The following is a 16,062-nucleotide window of genomic DNA, read 5'->3' as shown; positions in this document are numbered from 1 at the left end:
CTACGCCGACGGATGTCTTAGTTATCCTCGGGGACCTCGGCGGCTACCCCTGCCTGATTCAACGTGGCAGACGGTGAAGCCATCTCCCTCTCGCCGATTTTCCAAAGGATGTCCACCCGGCGGTTGCGGCGGCGCCCTTCTTCCGTCGCGTTGTCGTCCAGCGGCTCCTGATCGCCCTTGCCGACCGATGTCACGGTGCGGTTGTATTTACTGTTGGCCAAGGATTCTCGCAGCTTGTCGGCCACCGTCTGCGCGCGAGCTTCCGAGAGTTTCAGGTTGGAGTTGTTGGAGGTGTTGCGATACGGTTTGTTGTCGGTATGCCCGATCACCTCCAGATCGCCCGGCCACGGCGCCAGCGCCTCCCCCAAACGCTCAATGTTGCGTTTCTTTTTAAACTCTTCCGACAGCTTCGACTGCCCGGTGGCGAAAGCGCCGTCGGAGGTGAAGATCAACAGCCAGCCGCGCGGATCGGCGCGCACCTCCAACCACCCTTCGCTGAGGATTTGCGGCAGCGGCTGCGGCAGCGTCTCCATGATGTTGATTTTGCGCGGCTGCGGTGGCGTCCAGGCCAGAATGGCGTTGCGCAGCGCGCGCGACTGATCGTGCAGATACCAGGCGGCCGAGGCGTACGCCAGCAGCGCTATCGCCAGGCCGTAGCACAGCAGCTTGAGCGGCGTGATGCGGGTGGCCTTGCGCACCACGCTGCTCGGTTCGGCATCGGCCAGCGTCTGCGTCGGGTTCTGGCTGTACAGATAACCATCAAGACGGTTGCGCACGTCGGCCAGCAGCACCGCGCCGCGCTCCATCACGTGGTATTGCCCTTCGAAGCCCAGCGACAGGATCAGATCGTAGAACGCCAGGATCTCCTTATTGCGCGGCGAGGCGGCCAGATACTCTTGCAGGTGCTCGAAGCACTTTTCCCCGCCCCAGGCGTCGCGATAAAACTCCACCAGCAGGCTGAGATTCAGTTCGCCCGACTCCAGCGTGCCCATGCAGCACTCATCCACGTAGGAGCACAGCAGATAGGCCAGCTTGTCGACATCGCTCGGCGCGACGTGATCCGCCAACAGCGTCTGTTGGAACTGCTGGATCTCGCGCACGATCTGCGCGCGCACCGCGCCCGGATTCAGCTGTTTCTGATCGCGCACCCGCTCCACCTGCAGCAAGACCGGAATGGCGGCGGCGATCAGTGGATTGTCCCAGTGGCCCATCATCACCCCGGGCTTGCTCAGCGCGGCGCGGCCAAACAAGCCGTTCGAGGCCGTCGCCGTGTCCCCCTGGCGGTCGCCAGGGGCGGGATCGCTGTTTTCCGGCGCGGCGCTTTCCGCTTCATAAGGCTTGGGTTCGGTGGGCGCCGCCACCCCGGCGCTCCCCGGCCGCAGCTTGGCGGCCAACGCCCGCGCGCCGAAGGACAACGCGGCCATTTCCGCCGTCGTTTTGCCTACCGTGCCGGACGCGGGGAGGCGCGGCGTCGCGTTGTTGCGCGTTACCGCCATCGCCTCGCGTATTTTTCTCTCGAATTCGTTCATCCCACCCTCCCTTGCCTTAATCCCCAGACGTCAAAGCGCAGGTCCGGGAAATCCCCCACGATGCTGAGCGCCATCGCCGAGCCGCCCATCATCTCCTTGTAAATCGGGTCAGCATGATCAACCTCGAAATAGATGCTGTTCGGGTAATACGGTATGTGCCGCGGCGGCGAAGCCATAGGCAGCAAGCGAGCGCCCGGTAATTGAAGATCGATCAGCTGAATGATTTTCTCGACCGGCCCCAGTTTGACCTGCGCGGGGAAATACGAGCGCAGATGCTCGATGGACAACCCGCAGCTGACGGCAAACACCAGTTTTTCCAGACGCAGCTGCGAGTCGTTCGGGCACAGATAAATGCTGTCGCCGCGATCGATAAACGGCAGCGCCACCGCCGGCGCTTCGATCACCAGCGACAGCGCGCGACGGATCGAGGCGAACAGCTGGAAATAGCAGTTGTGCGGCTCATCGTGCAGATACACCAAATCGGCGCGATCCCAGAGACGTTCGCCGCCGGGAATGATGCTGAGCCGCCCCAACAGGCTCAGCAGCGTGTCGAACAGGGTTTCAGGGTGCACCTGCGGGCTGGCCAACAGTTGGCTGATGCGCAAATTGAACTCGCTCAAGGTTTGCAGCAACAGCAACTCCAGCAGCTCGGAAAGCCCGCCGATCGTCATGTGCACGTCCGGACGGAAGACCGATTCCAGACGTTGGCTGATCAGCCCAAGCAGTTCGGTGGTGAACGCGGGCAGCCAGCCGATGGCGCGGAAATCCAGCATCGGCGGCAAGGCGCGCTCATCCAGCAGCACCCGACGATCGCTGGTGAGCTCGCGCACGAAGCCGACCGGCAAAACGCTTTCCGCGCTGCTGACCGCATCTTCCAGGCTTAGCCGCGTCACCAGGCTCCCCAGCTGCATCGTGCATACGCGCGGTGTCCCTTCCAGACTGACGCCGTGGTTGCGATCCGGCACATCGGCGTCCATGGTGCGAAAGCGGCTGCTTTTCCGCTCATCCTGGATAAGATCGATCTGGGCATTGCCGGCAATGTCCATCAGCACGGACAGGCACACCACTTTCCCCTGGCAGCCTTCTCCCAGCACCAGCGGCGGCGGCAGCGGAATATCCTCAGGCATGCTGAACGCCGTGCCGTCGGGGAAAACGCCCTTGGCTTTCTTCAGCGCAAACTTGCCCTGCTCCAATAGCCCGTTGTCGATCTCCAGCGCCAGGAACCCCCAGGTGAAGGTTGCGACGCTGCGCAAGCGCGCTTCAATCAAGTGCTCGAAAAAACGTTCCTGCTGCTGGAAATGCTGCGGTTCCATCAACATGCCTTCTACCCAGGCGACGCGTTGTTTAGGTAACATGTCATTCATCCATTTTGTCGTTAGTCACTATGCTGAGTGACGTCATCCCCACCATCACCTTCATTTGCGAATCAGCCTGCGCGGGGGACTTTTTCTCGGCGAGCGGCAAGACGCCGCTGATTTGCTGAAATTCCGCCCCGACGACGACCCATCGCTCTTGCCCTGCCGGCACCTCGAAGCGATAACGCAGCGTTTCCCTCGGTTGCAAAATGCTCTGGTGCCGGCTCAGCGCCCCTTCCGACGGCGCCGTCTCGCGGCAAGGGGCGCCATCGCCAATCCCTTCGGGCATCCACCCCGAGCGATTGGTTTCTATGACGCACACCTTGACCGGCTGCGCCTCCCCGGCCGCATTCGGGTTCACGTTGTCGTTGGCGGTCACTTCGACGTCGATAAACCGCAACCGACGCCCCGCATCCGCCGCTTCGTCGTGAGAAAACCAGCTGCATCCGCTCAGCGTCCCCACCGCCAACAGAGCCCCTACCGCGATCCCCCGGAGCGTTTTCACCATGCTGAACTCCTATGCATTAACGAAACATTTGGTCTGGCTGGGCGCGACCTGAGTAGCGACCATGTTGTTGTTGTTCGTCGTGCTGGAATCACCTAATCGCGTGACCGGCATGCCGCCGGAGAAATACTTGCCCGATCCCTGCACCGGCTGCGCCTGGGCCGAATGCGTTCCCGAGGCGGCGCCGATCACCCCGCCCGAATCGATGGTGGCCACGCGAATGGTGCCGAGGTTCTGTTCATTGCCGCCGCAAATGAAATAGTTAGGCACGTTCGGTATGCCGGTGTTGTTGGGCGAAGTATTCGGACCCGGCGCCGGTATCATCGGGTCACAGCCGGCCAAGCCGATCCCGCCCATGTTGGTATTGGCTGCAGTCATGGTGGTTACCCCATATGTATCTGGCCGCCGTCGATCTTCAGCACCGCCGAAGACTTCAGGGAACCAATTTCACTGTTGATGACCAGGGATTGCCGCGCATCCTGAATGATGTGTTTCGCCAATACCTCGTCGGTTTCCTCCACCCGCCGGCTTGCGTGCTTGCTGCGCACAAACAGGCGTTGAGAGATTTGGTGCAGCGTTTCGGCCACCCAACGGCTGCTGCGCGTCAGCAGCGTGAAGTGCGGGCTGCGCAACGTCAGCCGCTTGCCGCCCTGCAGTTCGATCTCCGGCGCCACGATGCGCAAGTTGGCGCTGCGGCTGTCCAGCGTCATGACGGCGTGCGCCTGTTGCCGCGACAGGATCTCGGTAATGACCAATTTGTCGCCGTCGACGATGACGCAAACGCGATCGCCCGCCAGCGGCTGAACCAGGCAGCTGGTGGCGACCGCCAGACAATGGGCGCGCATGCCGTCGACATACAGGCCGCCATTGGCGTCGGCCGCCAGCGTCACCACCTTGCGCCCCCCTTGTTCGGCAAGCGGAGCGCTGCGCACCAACTGCAAAGGCGTCACCCTGGCGTTGGCATAGACCTTCTGATGCTCTCTTCTGGACTTATACATATCTGCTTACTCCTGTTGGCCGTTGATACGACGGTTGCCGCGGTCCCGGTTGTTGATGCGCATACCAGGCGTCGATCGCACTCAAGAACGGATCGGCGGTAAGCGGCACATTTTCGGCGCGATGACGCTGTGCGCCATGCAGACGAGCGCTCTGTTGCTGGGCGGCGGTCAACGGCTGTTCGATCAGATTCGCTTCCCGCAGCTCGGCCTGCTCCAGATTGGCCAGCGCCAGATCGCACGCCCTGAATTCCGCTTGCATCAGCATGGCGCGCCCCCAGTTGGCACCGCCCATCGCGCACTCGCTGAACCGGGCTTTTTGCCCCTGCGCCAGGGTCAGCGTCGCGCGCTCGAAATCGCAGCGCAGCGCCTGCGCTTCGGCGAAGATCGCCGAGGTCAGATCGCTGTCGGCGAACGAACACCCCTCCAGCTCGCTGCGGTGAAAACTGGCGCCCTGCAGTTGCAGCTGCGCCAAATTGCAGCCCGACAGGCGGCAGGTGAACCAGATGCGCGCCTGTCCGGCGATCGTTTGCCAGCTGCACTTCTCCAACTGACAGCCCCCCATGATGTGGCGCTCGAGGGTCGACGCCTGCCACAAGCACTGTGTGAGTTGGCAGGCATACCAGTTGGCGTCCTGTATCACGTCCTGGTGAAACATCAGGTTGGTCAGGGTGCTGGTCTGCACGGCCAGATGCCCCAGGCTGCTGCGTTCAACTTCCGCCCCGTTGACCTCGCACCGGATCAAACTGCAGTCGTCCAGCAGACAATCGCCGACGTAGCACCCCTGCAGCGTGGTGTCATTGCACGCCACATTGCACAGCAGCCCCTGTTGCAACGTCAGGTTGTCAAACCGGCATTCGTTGAACGCCAGGCGCATCAAGCTGCCGCCGACCACGTTGACCTGCTGCAGGGTGCAGCCCTCAAAGCGCACCGCTCGCAAATCGCATCCTTCAAACGTGACGCGTTCGAAATGGCAGTCGATGAAAAAACAGTCGCTCAGCGTCAACCCTTTCAGCTCACGATCGTGGAAACGTCGCTTTTTGAAGGTGCGCGGCATGGCCGGCGTCTGCGCCACCGCCTGAGCGACCTCCAGCTCAATCACCTCGGTGTCAGGCAGGGCCTGTTGGATGACGCGGCTCTCAGTTTTCATGCGCATAGTCCCCCTGAATAATTCTGCGCGGCACCCAGCACGCCCGTTCAAGCAAACACCCGCTGAAACGGGTACCGGCGTCCTGCCAGCTCATCGCCAGATTCGCCGCCGCCAGGTTGCACTGGTCAAATCCCGCATCGCGCAAGTCGGCGTTGTAAAACAGTCCTTGCTGGGCGCTGCTGTTTTTCCAGCGAGCGTGCGTCAGCACGCTGTCTTTGAACCGCACGCCGGCCATGTCGCAGCCGGCGATGGTGCTAGCCGTCAAATCGGCCTCGTCGAAATTGCATTCGGTGAAAACGCTGTACAGCAGTTGGCACCTCTCCAGGCGCGCCGCTTTCAGCCCCACTTTGGTGAAACAGCAATCGCTGAACACGCCGTGGGAAAAATTCACCTGCATGCCCGCCGTCAAGCTCTCGACGCCGCAGCGTTCAAAGCGCACGCCGCGCCAATTGCCGCCGAGGAACGAGTTTTTGGTTAACGTCATATCCAGCGCCACCGCGCCTTCGGCCAGGCAGCGGTTGAACACGCAGGCATCCAGTTCCCCTTGCAGAAATTGCGCGCGGATCAGCGTCGAGCCGTTGAACATGCCGTTGCCAATCGCCCCGCGCTCAAAGCGCATCGCCGTGAAATCCCCCCGCTCGAAGACGCAGTAATCCAGCTTCATCCCCTCGGCCCGCATGCCTTGCCCCTGCGGTGCCTCCAGCGTTACCCGTTCGAGGACCGCCTCCTGCCACGCGCTTTCCGCCATCGATGGCTTTTGCAAGGTGCACGAAACCATGCGGATCCGACGCAGCGTCGCCTGCGTCAGGTCGACCGCATCAAAAACACAGTTTTCGAAGGTGCAGTTCTCCAGGATCGCCTGGGAAAAATCGCAGCGCTCAAAGCGGCATTGCAGAAAATGCTTGTCTGACAGCGCATGGCTGCGCAATCCGCTGAAAGTCTTCCCTTCCACGGTTGCGCTAGCGGGAAAAAACGCATCATTGCCGTCTTCGGCGGGCAGATCCGGCAAATCGGGCAGCGTCACGGAAGCGGGATCCGCCGTCGTCTGTTGCTGGTGCAAGGCAATCGCCTCGCGGATACGTTGATAGAAAACGGCGGAGTCGCCCAACGAGGTGGGCGACGGGTCGTAACGCAAATCGCTGGGGTGATCCGACACCGCCTGGATGACATTCAGGCCCATCTCCGCCGGCATCAGATCCGGATCAAACAGGAACTCAAAGGGGGAAGCCTCATCGTCGCTGCGCTTGTGATGCACCTGCCGGAAATAATCGAACGGCCGCGGCGCATCGCAGCGATCCAACGCCAGCATCAGGGACTCGATGGACTCGTCCAGAAGATGCGTCAGCGGCGCATCGCCGGTGAACACGATCAGCGCGATGTCGCTGTCGGGCAGGAACCACAGCGTTTTGCGCAGCAGTTCAATTTCCTCGAGGCTCTCGCTATCGTGGCGGCGTATGAACGCCCGCCCACGCACCGCCGGCAGCTCGCCGCGTATCGCCTGGCTTTGCGCGCCGACGCCCTGCAGTTCAAAGGGCACCCTATCCGGCCACGCCGCTTCCGGCAGCCACTGCGCCGGCGACGCCATCTGGTAGTAGCGCCGATCGATATCGGCCGGCAATCCGGGGAAAGCCGTTTCCAGATACGCTTTGCTGGCGATCTGGCCCGCCACCTTGTCGATGTGCGCCTTACGCAGCAAAAACTCGTGCGGCACCGGCGCCGGCGCCGCCAACGGGGAGCGTTCCTGTGCGGAGCCCTCGGCGGACAAGGTCATCAGCAGCGGCCGCAGTCCATCATTGCCACCGCGCCCCAACGGATTCTCCTTGTTGTCTTTCCCGCCCCAGGCCGAGGTGTGATCCAGCGGCACGCTGAGGAAAGGTTCCGCCCCCATCGCGCCGCGTCGGCCCTCGCCCTCGACCCGCCAACGGCGCTTAAGCCCGCCGATGTCGGCGCTGACGTCTAGCGTTTTTACCGGCTGACCGATGCCGGCATGGCCAGCGATCAGGTATTCGGCGAACGGCTTCGGCTCGGCCACATCCAGCACCGGCAGGCTGAGCGGCGCGCGTTTCCACGCCTCCCAGATTTCGGCTTCGTTCACGAAGTGTTCCGGTCGGGACAGGTAGCATCCGGCCACGACGCTGATGCCGAGCCGGCTGTCTGTGCCGATCTGGTAACTTCCTTTAATCGCCACCAATTGCTGTGGCCGTATGATTCTCATTGCCGCGCCTCGTTAGTTTTTGCTTTGCATCCCGACTTTTTTCAAATCGACGCCGGTCTCGGACAGTGACGCGCCGGTGTAGCTGATGGACACCCCCGTCGTGCTGGTGCTGCTGCCGGTATTGCTGACGCTGCTACCGGTATTGCTGACGCTGCTGCCGGTGCTGCTGACGCTGCTGCCGGTAGTGCCGACGCTGCTGCCGGTGGTGCTCACGCTGCTGCCGGTGGTGCTGATGCTGCAACCGGTGGTGCTGGTCGACGAACCGGTGGTGCTGATACTGCAGCCGGTGGTGCTGGTCGATGAGCCGGTGGTGCTCACGCTCACGCCGGTAAAGCTGGTGCTGCTGCCGGTCTGGCTGGTGCTGACCGTGGTATAGCTGTTGCTCTCGCCGGTCATGCTGTTGCTGATGCTGGTGAAGGAGTTGCTTTCGCCGGTCATCGAGTTCGAGACGCCGGTGCAGCTGGTGCTCTGCCCGGTAAACGACGTGCTCAACCCGGTGAACGAGGTGCTGACGCCGGTAAACGACGTGCTCACGCCGGTGAACGAGGTGCTGACGCCGGTAAACGAGGTGCTGACCCCGGTTGCGCTAAGACTGACGCCGGTCAGTGAGGCGCTGACGCCGGTGATCGACGCGTTAAATCCGGTAATGCTGAAGACGTAATCCTTGTAAGAGACGTGGTTGGTGAACCAGTCCGTAAAGGTGCGGCGGATGATGTCAAACTTGTCCATCCCCACCTCGGTGGCCTGATTGCGCTCCACCGTGGTTTGCAAATCGCGCTCGGCGTGCAGCATGACGCGTTCGTTGTTGCGGTTGTCATCGAAGGTCAACTGGCTGGCGTGCTGCGGCTTGCCGAAGCGCAGCGAACGCGACACCATCCCCGAGTAGTTGATGTATTCAGGCAGTTGGTAAGGCGGCGGGTTATCGCCGTTATAAACAATCCCTGTCACCATCGGACGGTCGAGATCGCCGTCGACATAGGTCACCAGCACTTCCTGGCCGACGCGCGGCATGGCGATCACGCCCCAACCTTTCCCCGCCCAGGCCTGCACGACGCGGATCCAGCAAGAGCTGTCCTCCTCGGTGGTTTTGTAGCGATCCCAGTGGAAATGCACGCGAATGCGCGCAAACTTGTCGGTATGCACTTCGGAATTGGGCGCGCCGACCACGGTGGCGCTCTGGATGCCCGGCATCTGCGGCTTGGGCGTTTCGCGCAGCGGGCGGAACGCCACATCGTCGTTGAGCGCATTGAAACGGCAGGTCACGTTGCGGCCGTCGCTGCTACTGTCGGGGCCGTCTTGCACGAACACATAGTCGCAACGGGTCAGTTTGAAGCGGCGGTTGCGGTTGGCGTCCGGGTGCAAAATCAAGGAGAAGTCCTTGCCGGCCATCAGCCCGACGGCGTTGCTCTCGCCAAACAGCAGGTGACCGTCGCTTTGCATTTCTTCCAGGCGCAACCGCGCCAGGTTCTCACCGCGCTCGGTATCTATATAACCCGCCGCGTAGTCGTACCATTCCAGCGGCGTGTTCTGCAGGCCGAGGCGGCTCTCTTCCACCTTGGTTTGCAGGTTCTTGCGCGGGTTCTGGAAGTCGAAGTCGCGCAGCACGATTTCATTCGGACGCACTTTGCGGGAACGCTGGATGCGCTGGATCCCTTCGCGAATAGCGCGGTTTTCTTCGCTGTCCGGCATGAACGGCAACACGGCGTAACCGAAATCCAGATCGTCGAAGTTCTGCCGGTCGGTGATCACCAGCGTGTGCTTATCCTCGGCGTGATCGAAGTAATACCAGATGCCTTCGTCTTCCAGCAGGCGGCTGATAAACGCGAAATCCGTTTCGGAAAATTGCACGCAATACTCACGCGTTGGATAGGTACCTTGAATATCCAGACGGTAGTCGGCAAAGCCGTAGCGAGAGAAGATTTGCTCGATGATATCGAGCACGTTCAGATCCTGGAATATACGGCTGTTGCGGTTCTGCATCAAAAACCACAGCCAGGTGCTCAGCTCCAGCTTATAAACGAACTTATCCTGGTGCTGCCCCGCATCGGAGGCGCCGATCACGTAAGCGTAAAAAGGCCGCGTGCCGAAATCCGGCCTTTCTATTTGAATGCTGATCCCTTCACCCAGCAAAGACTCATAATCCACATCCGCCTGAGCGCATTCGAATTCGAGCGAATATTGCGAGTTGCTCGACAACCCTTCTTTGGTGGTAAAGCTGAGTGGAAACGCATTTAATTCGGCTAACACCGGGTTATCAATTTCGATTAAAGGCATAACAACCTCTCTGATCCGATATCGAACCCCGCCCCGCGTTTGCGGGCCGGCGGTAAATTAAAAATCAGTCGAAATAAACACTTAAACTATCGTTCTCGACCATGAGTTGGATATTCTGCAGTTCCTGTCCCGCCCGTTTGCGCTGCAGCACTTCATTGCTGATTGGCGGCAAAATCGCCTGCTGCAGCAGCGACTCGACCGCTCTGCCGCGCGAAGGATGGGCGCTGATGCGTTTGGCTATCCAGCCGGGAATGTCGCCCTCCAGCACCAGCGACACGCCCACTTCTTTGTGCAAACGTTGCTGTAAACGTGAAATCTGTTTGGTGGCGATATGGGTTATCGCTTCGGTGGAAAGCGGCACGTAAGGAATGACGTTCATGCGCGCCAACAGCGCCGCCGGGAAAAAGCGCGCCAGCACATCGTGCAGCATCGGGCGCAGCGCCTCGGTTTTCAGCTCCGGCGTTTCCGCCAGCGTCGCTTCTATCTCGCCGGCGCCGATGTTGCTCGTCATCAAAATAAAGCACTGGCGGAAGCTGATCATGCGGCCTTCGCCGTCCTCCATCACGCCCTTGTCAAAGACTTGATAGAACGCCTCATGAATGTCGGGATGTGCCTTGTCGAATTCGTCGAGCAGCACGATGGAATAAGGCTTGCGGCGCACCGCCTCCGTCAATTTGCCGCCCTTGCCGTAGCCGACATAGCCCGGCGGTGCCCCCTTCAGCGTGGAGACGGTGTGCGATTCCTGAAATTCGCTCATATTGAAGACGATCAGGTTGTGCGCGCCGCCGTACATCGCCTCCGCCAGGGCGAACGCGGTCTCCGTTTTGCCGACGCCGCTCGGGCCGGACAGCATGAAAACGCCCAATGGCCGATCGTGCGCCTGAATGCCGGCGCGGGAGATCCTCACCGCCTGCGCGATTTCATCGATCGCCGTCTGCTGGCCGAAAATCTGGCGGCTCAGCAGCTGGTTAAGGTTGAGCGCATTGTCCAGATCGCTTTGCAGCATGCGGCCGGTGGGAATGCCGGTCCAATCCGACAGCACCTCCGCCACGACGCGATCGTCCACCCACGGATACACCAACGGCAGGCCGCCGTCTTGCAGCTCGCCCAACTCGGTGGCCAGCTGCGGCAGCCGCTCCGGCGACTGCCGCTCCGCCTCGAGCAAGGTGGTAACCGCCTGCTGCTCCTGTGCTTGTCGCCGACGCAGGGCGTCCAGCTCTCCCTCCATCTCGCTGAGCGTCAGCTGCAATTCGCTGATGCGAGTGGGCGCCAGACTGTCGAATCGGCTTTCTTCCTGCAGGCCGTTCAATTCGGTGCGCTTCACCGCCAGCCCGGCCTCGAGCGACTCGATTTTTTCAGGCTGCGCATGCTGGCTCAGCGCCACCCGCGCGCAGGCGGTATCCAGCAGGCTGATGGCCTTGTCCGGCAGCTGCCGCGACGGCAGATGGCGCAGCGACAAATGCACCGCCGCCTGCAGCGCCGATTCGCGGATTTTAACGCTGTGGTGCTGTGCGAAATGCGGGGCGATGGCGCGCATCATGTTCACCGCATTCTCTTCGTCCGGCTCTGAAACCAACACGTACTGGAAGCGGCGCGTCAACGCGGCATCCGGCTCGATGAACTGTTTGTATTCCGACCAGGTGGTCGCCGCCACCATGCGCAGCGCCCCCCTGGCCAGCATGGGTTTCAGCAGGTTGACGGCGTCGCCGGTGCCGGCCTGCCCGCCGGCGCCCACCAGCGTATGCGCCTCATCGCAGAACAGGATCACCGGCACGGCCGAATGCGCAATGGCGTCGATCAGCGCTTTCAGACGTGATTCGAACTCCCCGCGCATGCTCGCCCCGGCCTGCATGCGCCCCAGATCCAAAGACAGCAGCCGGGCGCCCTGCAGCAGCGGCGGCACCTGTCCTTGCGCTATCTTGCAGGCCAGCGCTTCCGCCACCGCCGTTTTGCCGACCCCGGCTTCGCCCACCAAAATCGGGTTGTTCTGCCGACGGCGCAGCAAAATGTCGATCACCTGACGCAGCTCCGCCTCGCGGCCAATCACCGGATCGATTTCACCGTCGCGCGCCTGGCGAGTCAGGTCGGCGCACCATTTATCGAGTATCTCGACCGTCTCGGACGCATCCGGCGCATCGCCGTGGGCGCTGTAGACTTCATCTTCTTCTTCCTCATGCTCGACGGACTCCGCCAGAATCGCCGGATAATCGTCGAACAGCTGCGGGATCGGCAGTTTTTTGAATTCGTCGCTCAGCCGGTACAGACTGCGCTGCAGCGTGGGATCCTGCAGAATGCCGACCAGGATATGGATGGTGCGCACGCCGCCGGACGGCGTTTCGGCGAGCTGGCTCATCAGCAGGCCCCTTTCCACCACCGTTTCCAATTGCGTCGACAGATCCACCACCGCATTCGTGCGGTTCGGCAAGGTATGCAGAATGCGATCCAACGCATCGCTGATGCGCTGACTATTGATGGCGTAGTGCGCCAGGATCAGCGGCAGGTCGCCGCGCTCCTTGTCCACCAGGACTTTCAGCCAGTGTTCAAGCTCCACGTATTCGTGCCTGAAGGTCCGGCACAGCTTGGTCGCTTCAACGAAGGACTGATAAGCAAAGTGGCCCAATCGCGAAAAAAGACGTTCTCGTTGATACACCTTAAATTTCCTTATATTAAGTTGTTGATTGATAAACCAGCTGCCTAAACGTCCCTGTCTTAGGTTTCAGCCAGCTGTCTTTACTCAGCGACTTGCCGCCCAGCTGCGCCGCCATGCCCGGCTCCGTGGCGATCAGCAGGCTGACGTCCAGCATCAGCTGATGGCTCGTGAAGTCATGACAGATACTCACCAGCGCCTGCAGCCGCCGGCTGCCGCGCTGATACTGCTGGTAATGCGGGGCCCCCAGCGGCCCGATTTGAATATGCGCGCCGTATTGGGCATCGAAAAAGCGGCTGCCAATGCGCGTGCGACCCAACTTGCCCAGCTTTTGACTGCCGCTTTTTTTGCCGTCGTCGATCCACTTGGCGTAGCGCGGCGTAATGGTGATGGGAACGGCGAAATAGGCCGTCAGCATCTTGGTCAACTGCCGCAGCGAGCGACGCCCCGGCAGATAAGTGCCGGGATAGGCTTCGCGCAGACGCTGGATATGCGGGTTTACCGTCAACGCCGTATCGACGCCCACCGTCTGACGCAAATGATGCAAGAACGGGTTTTTGTCATCGTCGTGATCATGGCCGATCATCGCCTTCAACTGCGCCCAGGCCCGGTAGTGCAAGACGGCGAAGCGCTGGCTGACGATGCCGACGAACTGCTGGAACGCCTGATTGCGCCGGGCGATGACTTCGGTGCGAGCGTGCTCGGTCACATGGATCGGCAGCGGGCCGTAAGGGGCGAACATGCCGAAATGCCGCGCCTGAATCAGCACCTGCGTCGGGCGTTGCACGATGGAGGCGATTTCTCGCGAGGCAAACGCCATATCCGCCGGCTGGGTGATGCAGAGCCTTTCGCGGCTGCGATCGTTGGAGACGCCGAGCCGCGGCGCATCCGGCTGCGCGCGTTCGATACGCCGCAGCAACTCGAAAAAATCCTGCCGATTGGACAGCCCGCGGATTTCGGCCTGGCCCAGGCTCTCGCCTTGCGCCCCCGTCGCCGTCGCCGGCTCCAACGACAGCGCCGTTTCGCGCATCAACGACATATCAGCCATAGTAGAGCGCCCCCCAGTCGGCGTGGGTTTCCCCATCCAGCAACAGCTTCATGCTCAACGTTTGGTTCAAATCGCCGTATTGGCTGAGCGCGTGGTGCAATATTTTGCCGAACAGATAGGCGCCGTGGTCGGCATGATGGTTGGCGCTCAAGTTGACGGCGATCTCGGCCCCGCGGATCCAGGCGAGCGGCCCCGGCCCCTGATTGCGTTCGAAGTGGTGCTCCACCCAGGCATTTTTGATGCTGGCGATGCGTTTGCGCTGGCTTGAGTCATCCTGATGGCAGAACAACGACAGCCAATCGCGCAACAGCGCCGAACAATCCTGAACGTCCGGGCGCGCATGGCGCAAAGGATTGGAGGCCAGCATCTGAATCGCTTGCCACGCCTGGCTGATGTTAGGCACCGCGACAGGGTTGCTCGGGTAGCGGACGATCTCCACCTGGTGGATCGGCATCGCCGTTTCCAGTTGGAAATGCGGTTGCTGAAGGTGCGCAGGCACCAGATGCCGTTCGCAGACCAGCGCCTCGACGCTGAGCGACGTGATGTCGTCGATGTCGATACCGCTTTTGCCCGGCGAAATGGCGATGAAAGTATCTTCATTGGGCAGGTGCGGGTTGTTGTATTTGGATGGCGACGGCTCGCGACGACGCTGCAGCGTATAACCCGCCGGCTCCCGTTCACAGTCGTAATGCACATCGGCCTGCAGCGAAGAGAAAATCACCGGGTTGCCGTCCGGCAACATGCCTTTCACCTGTTTAACGCTATGTATCTCATACAGCGAGGTGTTCAAACGGTCGACCACCAGCTGGTGCTCGGTGCGCTCACCCGTCAACAGCACCGGCGAGCAATGGCGGCGATACAGGTTGATGACCGGGGTCGCGAAAAGATGAAAATCCCTGGCGTTGACGCGACCGATCAGAGTCAGTGGGCGTTGCTCAAGAGCAAACAAGATCTCGAACTCATGGACGCGTTCGCATTGACGCAGAAAATCCTGTACGCCATGCAGCTCGAGGCTGAAGAAGCGGCTCGGTGCCGCAAAGTATTCGCGCATCAGCCGGTTGCCGGGCAATTCCCCTACCGCGGTGGGCAACAATGCCTCTTCGTCGCCGACGCCGCCCAGGCGCAGGCTTTCCGGTTGCAGGACTTTGACGATCGGCCGGTCATCGTTTTTCGCCCATAGCACGATGCGCAAGGTGCGATTAAGCAGCGCGGCCATCAGTTGATTGGCCCGCACCGTATCTTCCGCCAACGTCAGGTGCAAGGGTTCGAGGTCCAGTTCCGAGACGGGCAACACGCCGTGCGTGGTCAGGCCGATTCTGACGTAGGCTGAACAATCTTGCATATGCCTGGCGGCGCCGTCAGGCAGATGGTGAGGCGGCAAAATTTCACATTCCGCCAATGAAATCTCAACGGGCTGCACTTTAATATGCCGCGCCGTGGTGAAGGTGGCGGGTTTGTTGTTCAGCGAGATATCGTTGAGGGTCATTCGGCTTCCCCGCGGCAGATCGACCTGGCTGTGCCACTGGGGGAAAGAGAGATCGGGCTTAATCGCGACGGTGGCGATCGCGGGAACGGGCGTGTACCACAAGGGCGCCAGGCGAGAAAGCATTTGCAAGGCGAATTCTGGCTGCTCGTTGTTCAGTTTTTCCTGGATGCGGGTGCAAAGAAAAGCGGAGCCCTCCAACAGACGCTCGACGAAAGGATCCAGCACGCCGTCGATATGCATGCCCAAATGCTGAGCGACCTGAGGATGAGAAGAGGCAAATTGACGACCGGCCTCGCGAAAATAACGCAGCTCATCATTATATAATTGGAGAAAGCGCTCACTGAACATAGTCACCTCTATTAATCAAATACGTGTACGGCGCCACAGGAATAATCAAGAGCTATGCGCAAATTAACCAGCATTTCGTCGCCCGGTAATGAGCAAGTGCCATAGATATCAAATAAGATTGCCAATACATACGATTGACGTTCATTCACGACCGGCACCACGCGGATCGTTTTCGGATCCAATCTCGGCTCAAAAGAAGTAATAATTCTTTGTATATGTCTCGCCAACGTTAGCGGATCGGTATTAATGGGTATTCGTTGGCTCAGCGACGGCAGACCATAATTCAATACCGAGCTTTCGCTATGCGCATAATCGTGAAGTTTTAAATCTGCGCTGCGCGATGCGTCATTCAGTAAAAATTCGATATCACGCACCAGGACGCGCCGCCAATTATCGGCGCTGCCGCTTTGATTTCTCACGCTGAGCTTATCGAATAGCATGGGCAATGACGCTTTCATTTAACACCTCGCGGTAATGATTGTGTCTGCCCGCAAGGTTCTGCGGGCAGAC

The 16,062-nt window shown here is 60.6% G+C and carries 12 protein-coding genes; all 12 read right to left on the bottom strand.

Annotation, left to right across the window (positions count from 1 at the left end; translation table 11 throughout):
- Positions 1 to 17: 17 nt before the first annotated feature.
- Complete coding sequence (gene icmH, locus ACRAWE_RS03810; protein WP_432524890.1) at positions 18 to 1,529, bottom strand: type IVB secretion system protein IcmH/DotU; 1,512 nt, start codon at positions 1,527 to 1,529, stop codon at positions 18 to 20.
- Entirely contained in the window at positions 1,526 to 2,884 is a 1,359-nt protein-coding gene (gene tssK, locus ACRAWE_RS03805; RefSeq protein ID WP_432524888.1) for a type VI secretion system baseplate subunit TssK, read from the bottom strand. Before tssK ends, icmH begins: the two co-directional genes overlap by 4 nt.
- A gap of 1 nt (position 2,885) precedes the next feature.
- The gene (locus ACRAWE_RS03800; RefSeq protein WP_063918623.1) at positions 2,886 to 3,392 is read right to left on the bottom strand and encodes a type VI secretion lipoprotein TssJ; all 507 of its coding nucleotides are present in this window, start codon (positions 3,390 to 3,392) and stop codon (positions 2,886 to 2,888) included.
- A gap of 9 nt (positions 3,393 to 3,401) precedes the next feature.
- On the bottom strand, positions 3,402 to 3,767 hold the full coding sequence (locus tag ACRAWE_RS03795) for a PAAR-like domain-containing protein (RefSeq protein ID WP_025159873.1): 366 nt from the start codon (positions 3,765 to 3,767) through the stop codon (positions 3,402 to 3,404).
- Between the two features lie 5 nt (positions 3,768 to 3,772).
- A complete protein-coding gene (locus ACRAWE_RS03790; RefSeq protein WP_019456420.1) occupies positions 3,773 to 4,387 on the bottom strand; it encodes a DUF3540 domain-containing protein in 615 nt (204 codons plus the stop codon).
- Positions 4,380 to 5,534: a pentapeptide repeat-containing protein gene (locus ACRAWE_RS03785; RefSeq protein WP_240185210.1), complete on the bottom strand. Its 1,155-nt coding sequence runs from the start codon at positions 5,532 to 5,534 to the stop codon at positions 4,380 to 4,382. Before ACRAWE_RS03785 ends, ACRAWE_RS03790 begins: the two co-directional genes overlap by 8 nt.
- Positions 5,524 to 7,749 (bottom strand): DUF2169 domain-containing protein, encoded by a 2,226-nt coding sequence (locus ACRAWE_RS03780; RefSeq protein ID WP_432524884.1) that lies wholly within the window; start codon positions 7,747 to 7,749, stop codon positions 5,524 to 5,526. Before ACRAWE_RS03780 ends, ACRAWE_RS03785 begins: the two co-directional genes overlap by 11 nt.
- A gap of 12 nt (positions 7,750 to 7,761) precedes the next feature.
- Positions 7,762 to 10,023 (bottom strand): type VI secretion system tip protein VgrG, encoded by a 2,262-nt coding sequence (gene vgrG / locus ACRAWE_RS03775; protein WP_432524882.1) that lies wholly within the window; start codon positions 10,021 to 10,023, stop codon positions 7,762 to 7,764.
- Between the two features lie 64 nt (positions 10,024 to 10,087).
- The gene (gene tssH / locus ACRAWE_RS03770; protein ID WP_432524880.1) at positions 10,088 to 12,673 is read right to left on the bottom strand and encodes a type VI secretion system ATPase TssH; all 2,586 of its coding nucleotides are present in this window, start codon (positions 12,671 to 12,673) and stop codon (positions 10,088 to 10,090) included.
- 16 nt (positions 12,674 to 12,689) lie between these two features.
- Positions 12,690 to 13,718 carry a type VI secretion system baseplate subunit TssG gene (tssG, locus tag ACRAWE_RS03765; protein ID WP_025160409.1) on the bottom strand — a complete coding sequence of 343 codons (1,029 nt, stop codon included), beginning with the start codon at positions 13,716 to 13,718 and terminating at the stop codon, positions 12,690 to 12,692.
- A complete protein-coding gene (gene tssF / locus ACRAWE_RS03760; RefSeq protein WP_025160410.1) occupies positions 13,711 to 15,552 on the bottom strand; it encodes a type VI secretion system baseplate subunit TssF in 1,842 nt (613 codons plus the stop codon). The genes tssG and tssF overlap by 8 nt, the downstream gene beginning before the upstream one ends.
- An 11-nt stretch (positions 15,553 to 15,563) precedes the next feature.
- A complete protein-coding gene (locus ACRAWE_RS03755) occupies positions 15,564 to 16,010 on the bottom strand; it encodes a type VI secretion system baseplate subunit TssE (RefSeq protein WP_071532884.1) in 447 nt (148 codons plus the stop codon).
- Between the last annotated feature and the right edge of the window lie 52 nt (positions 16,011 to 16,062).

Origin of the sequence: Serratia sp. BFP-2025 (genome assembly GCF_050880365.1) — a bacterium.
Lineage (GTDB): Bacteria > Pseudomonadota > Gammaproteobacteria > Enterobacterales > Enterobacteriaceae > Serratia > Serratia surfactantfaciens.
Note: the sequence above shows the minus strand (reverse complement) of the source record. Positions and strands in the feature narration are given on the sequence as shown.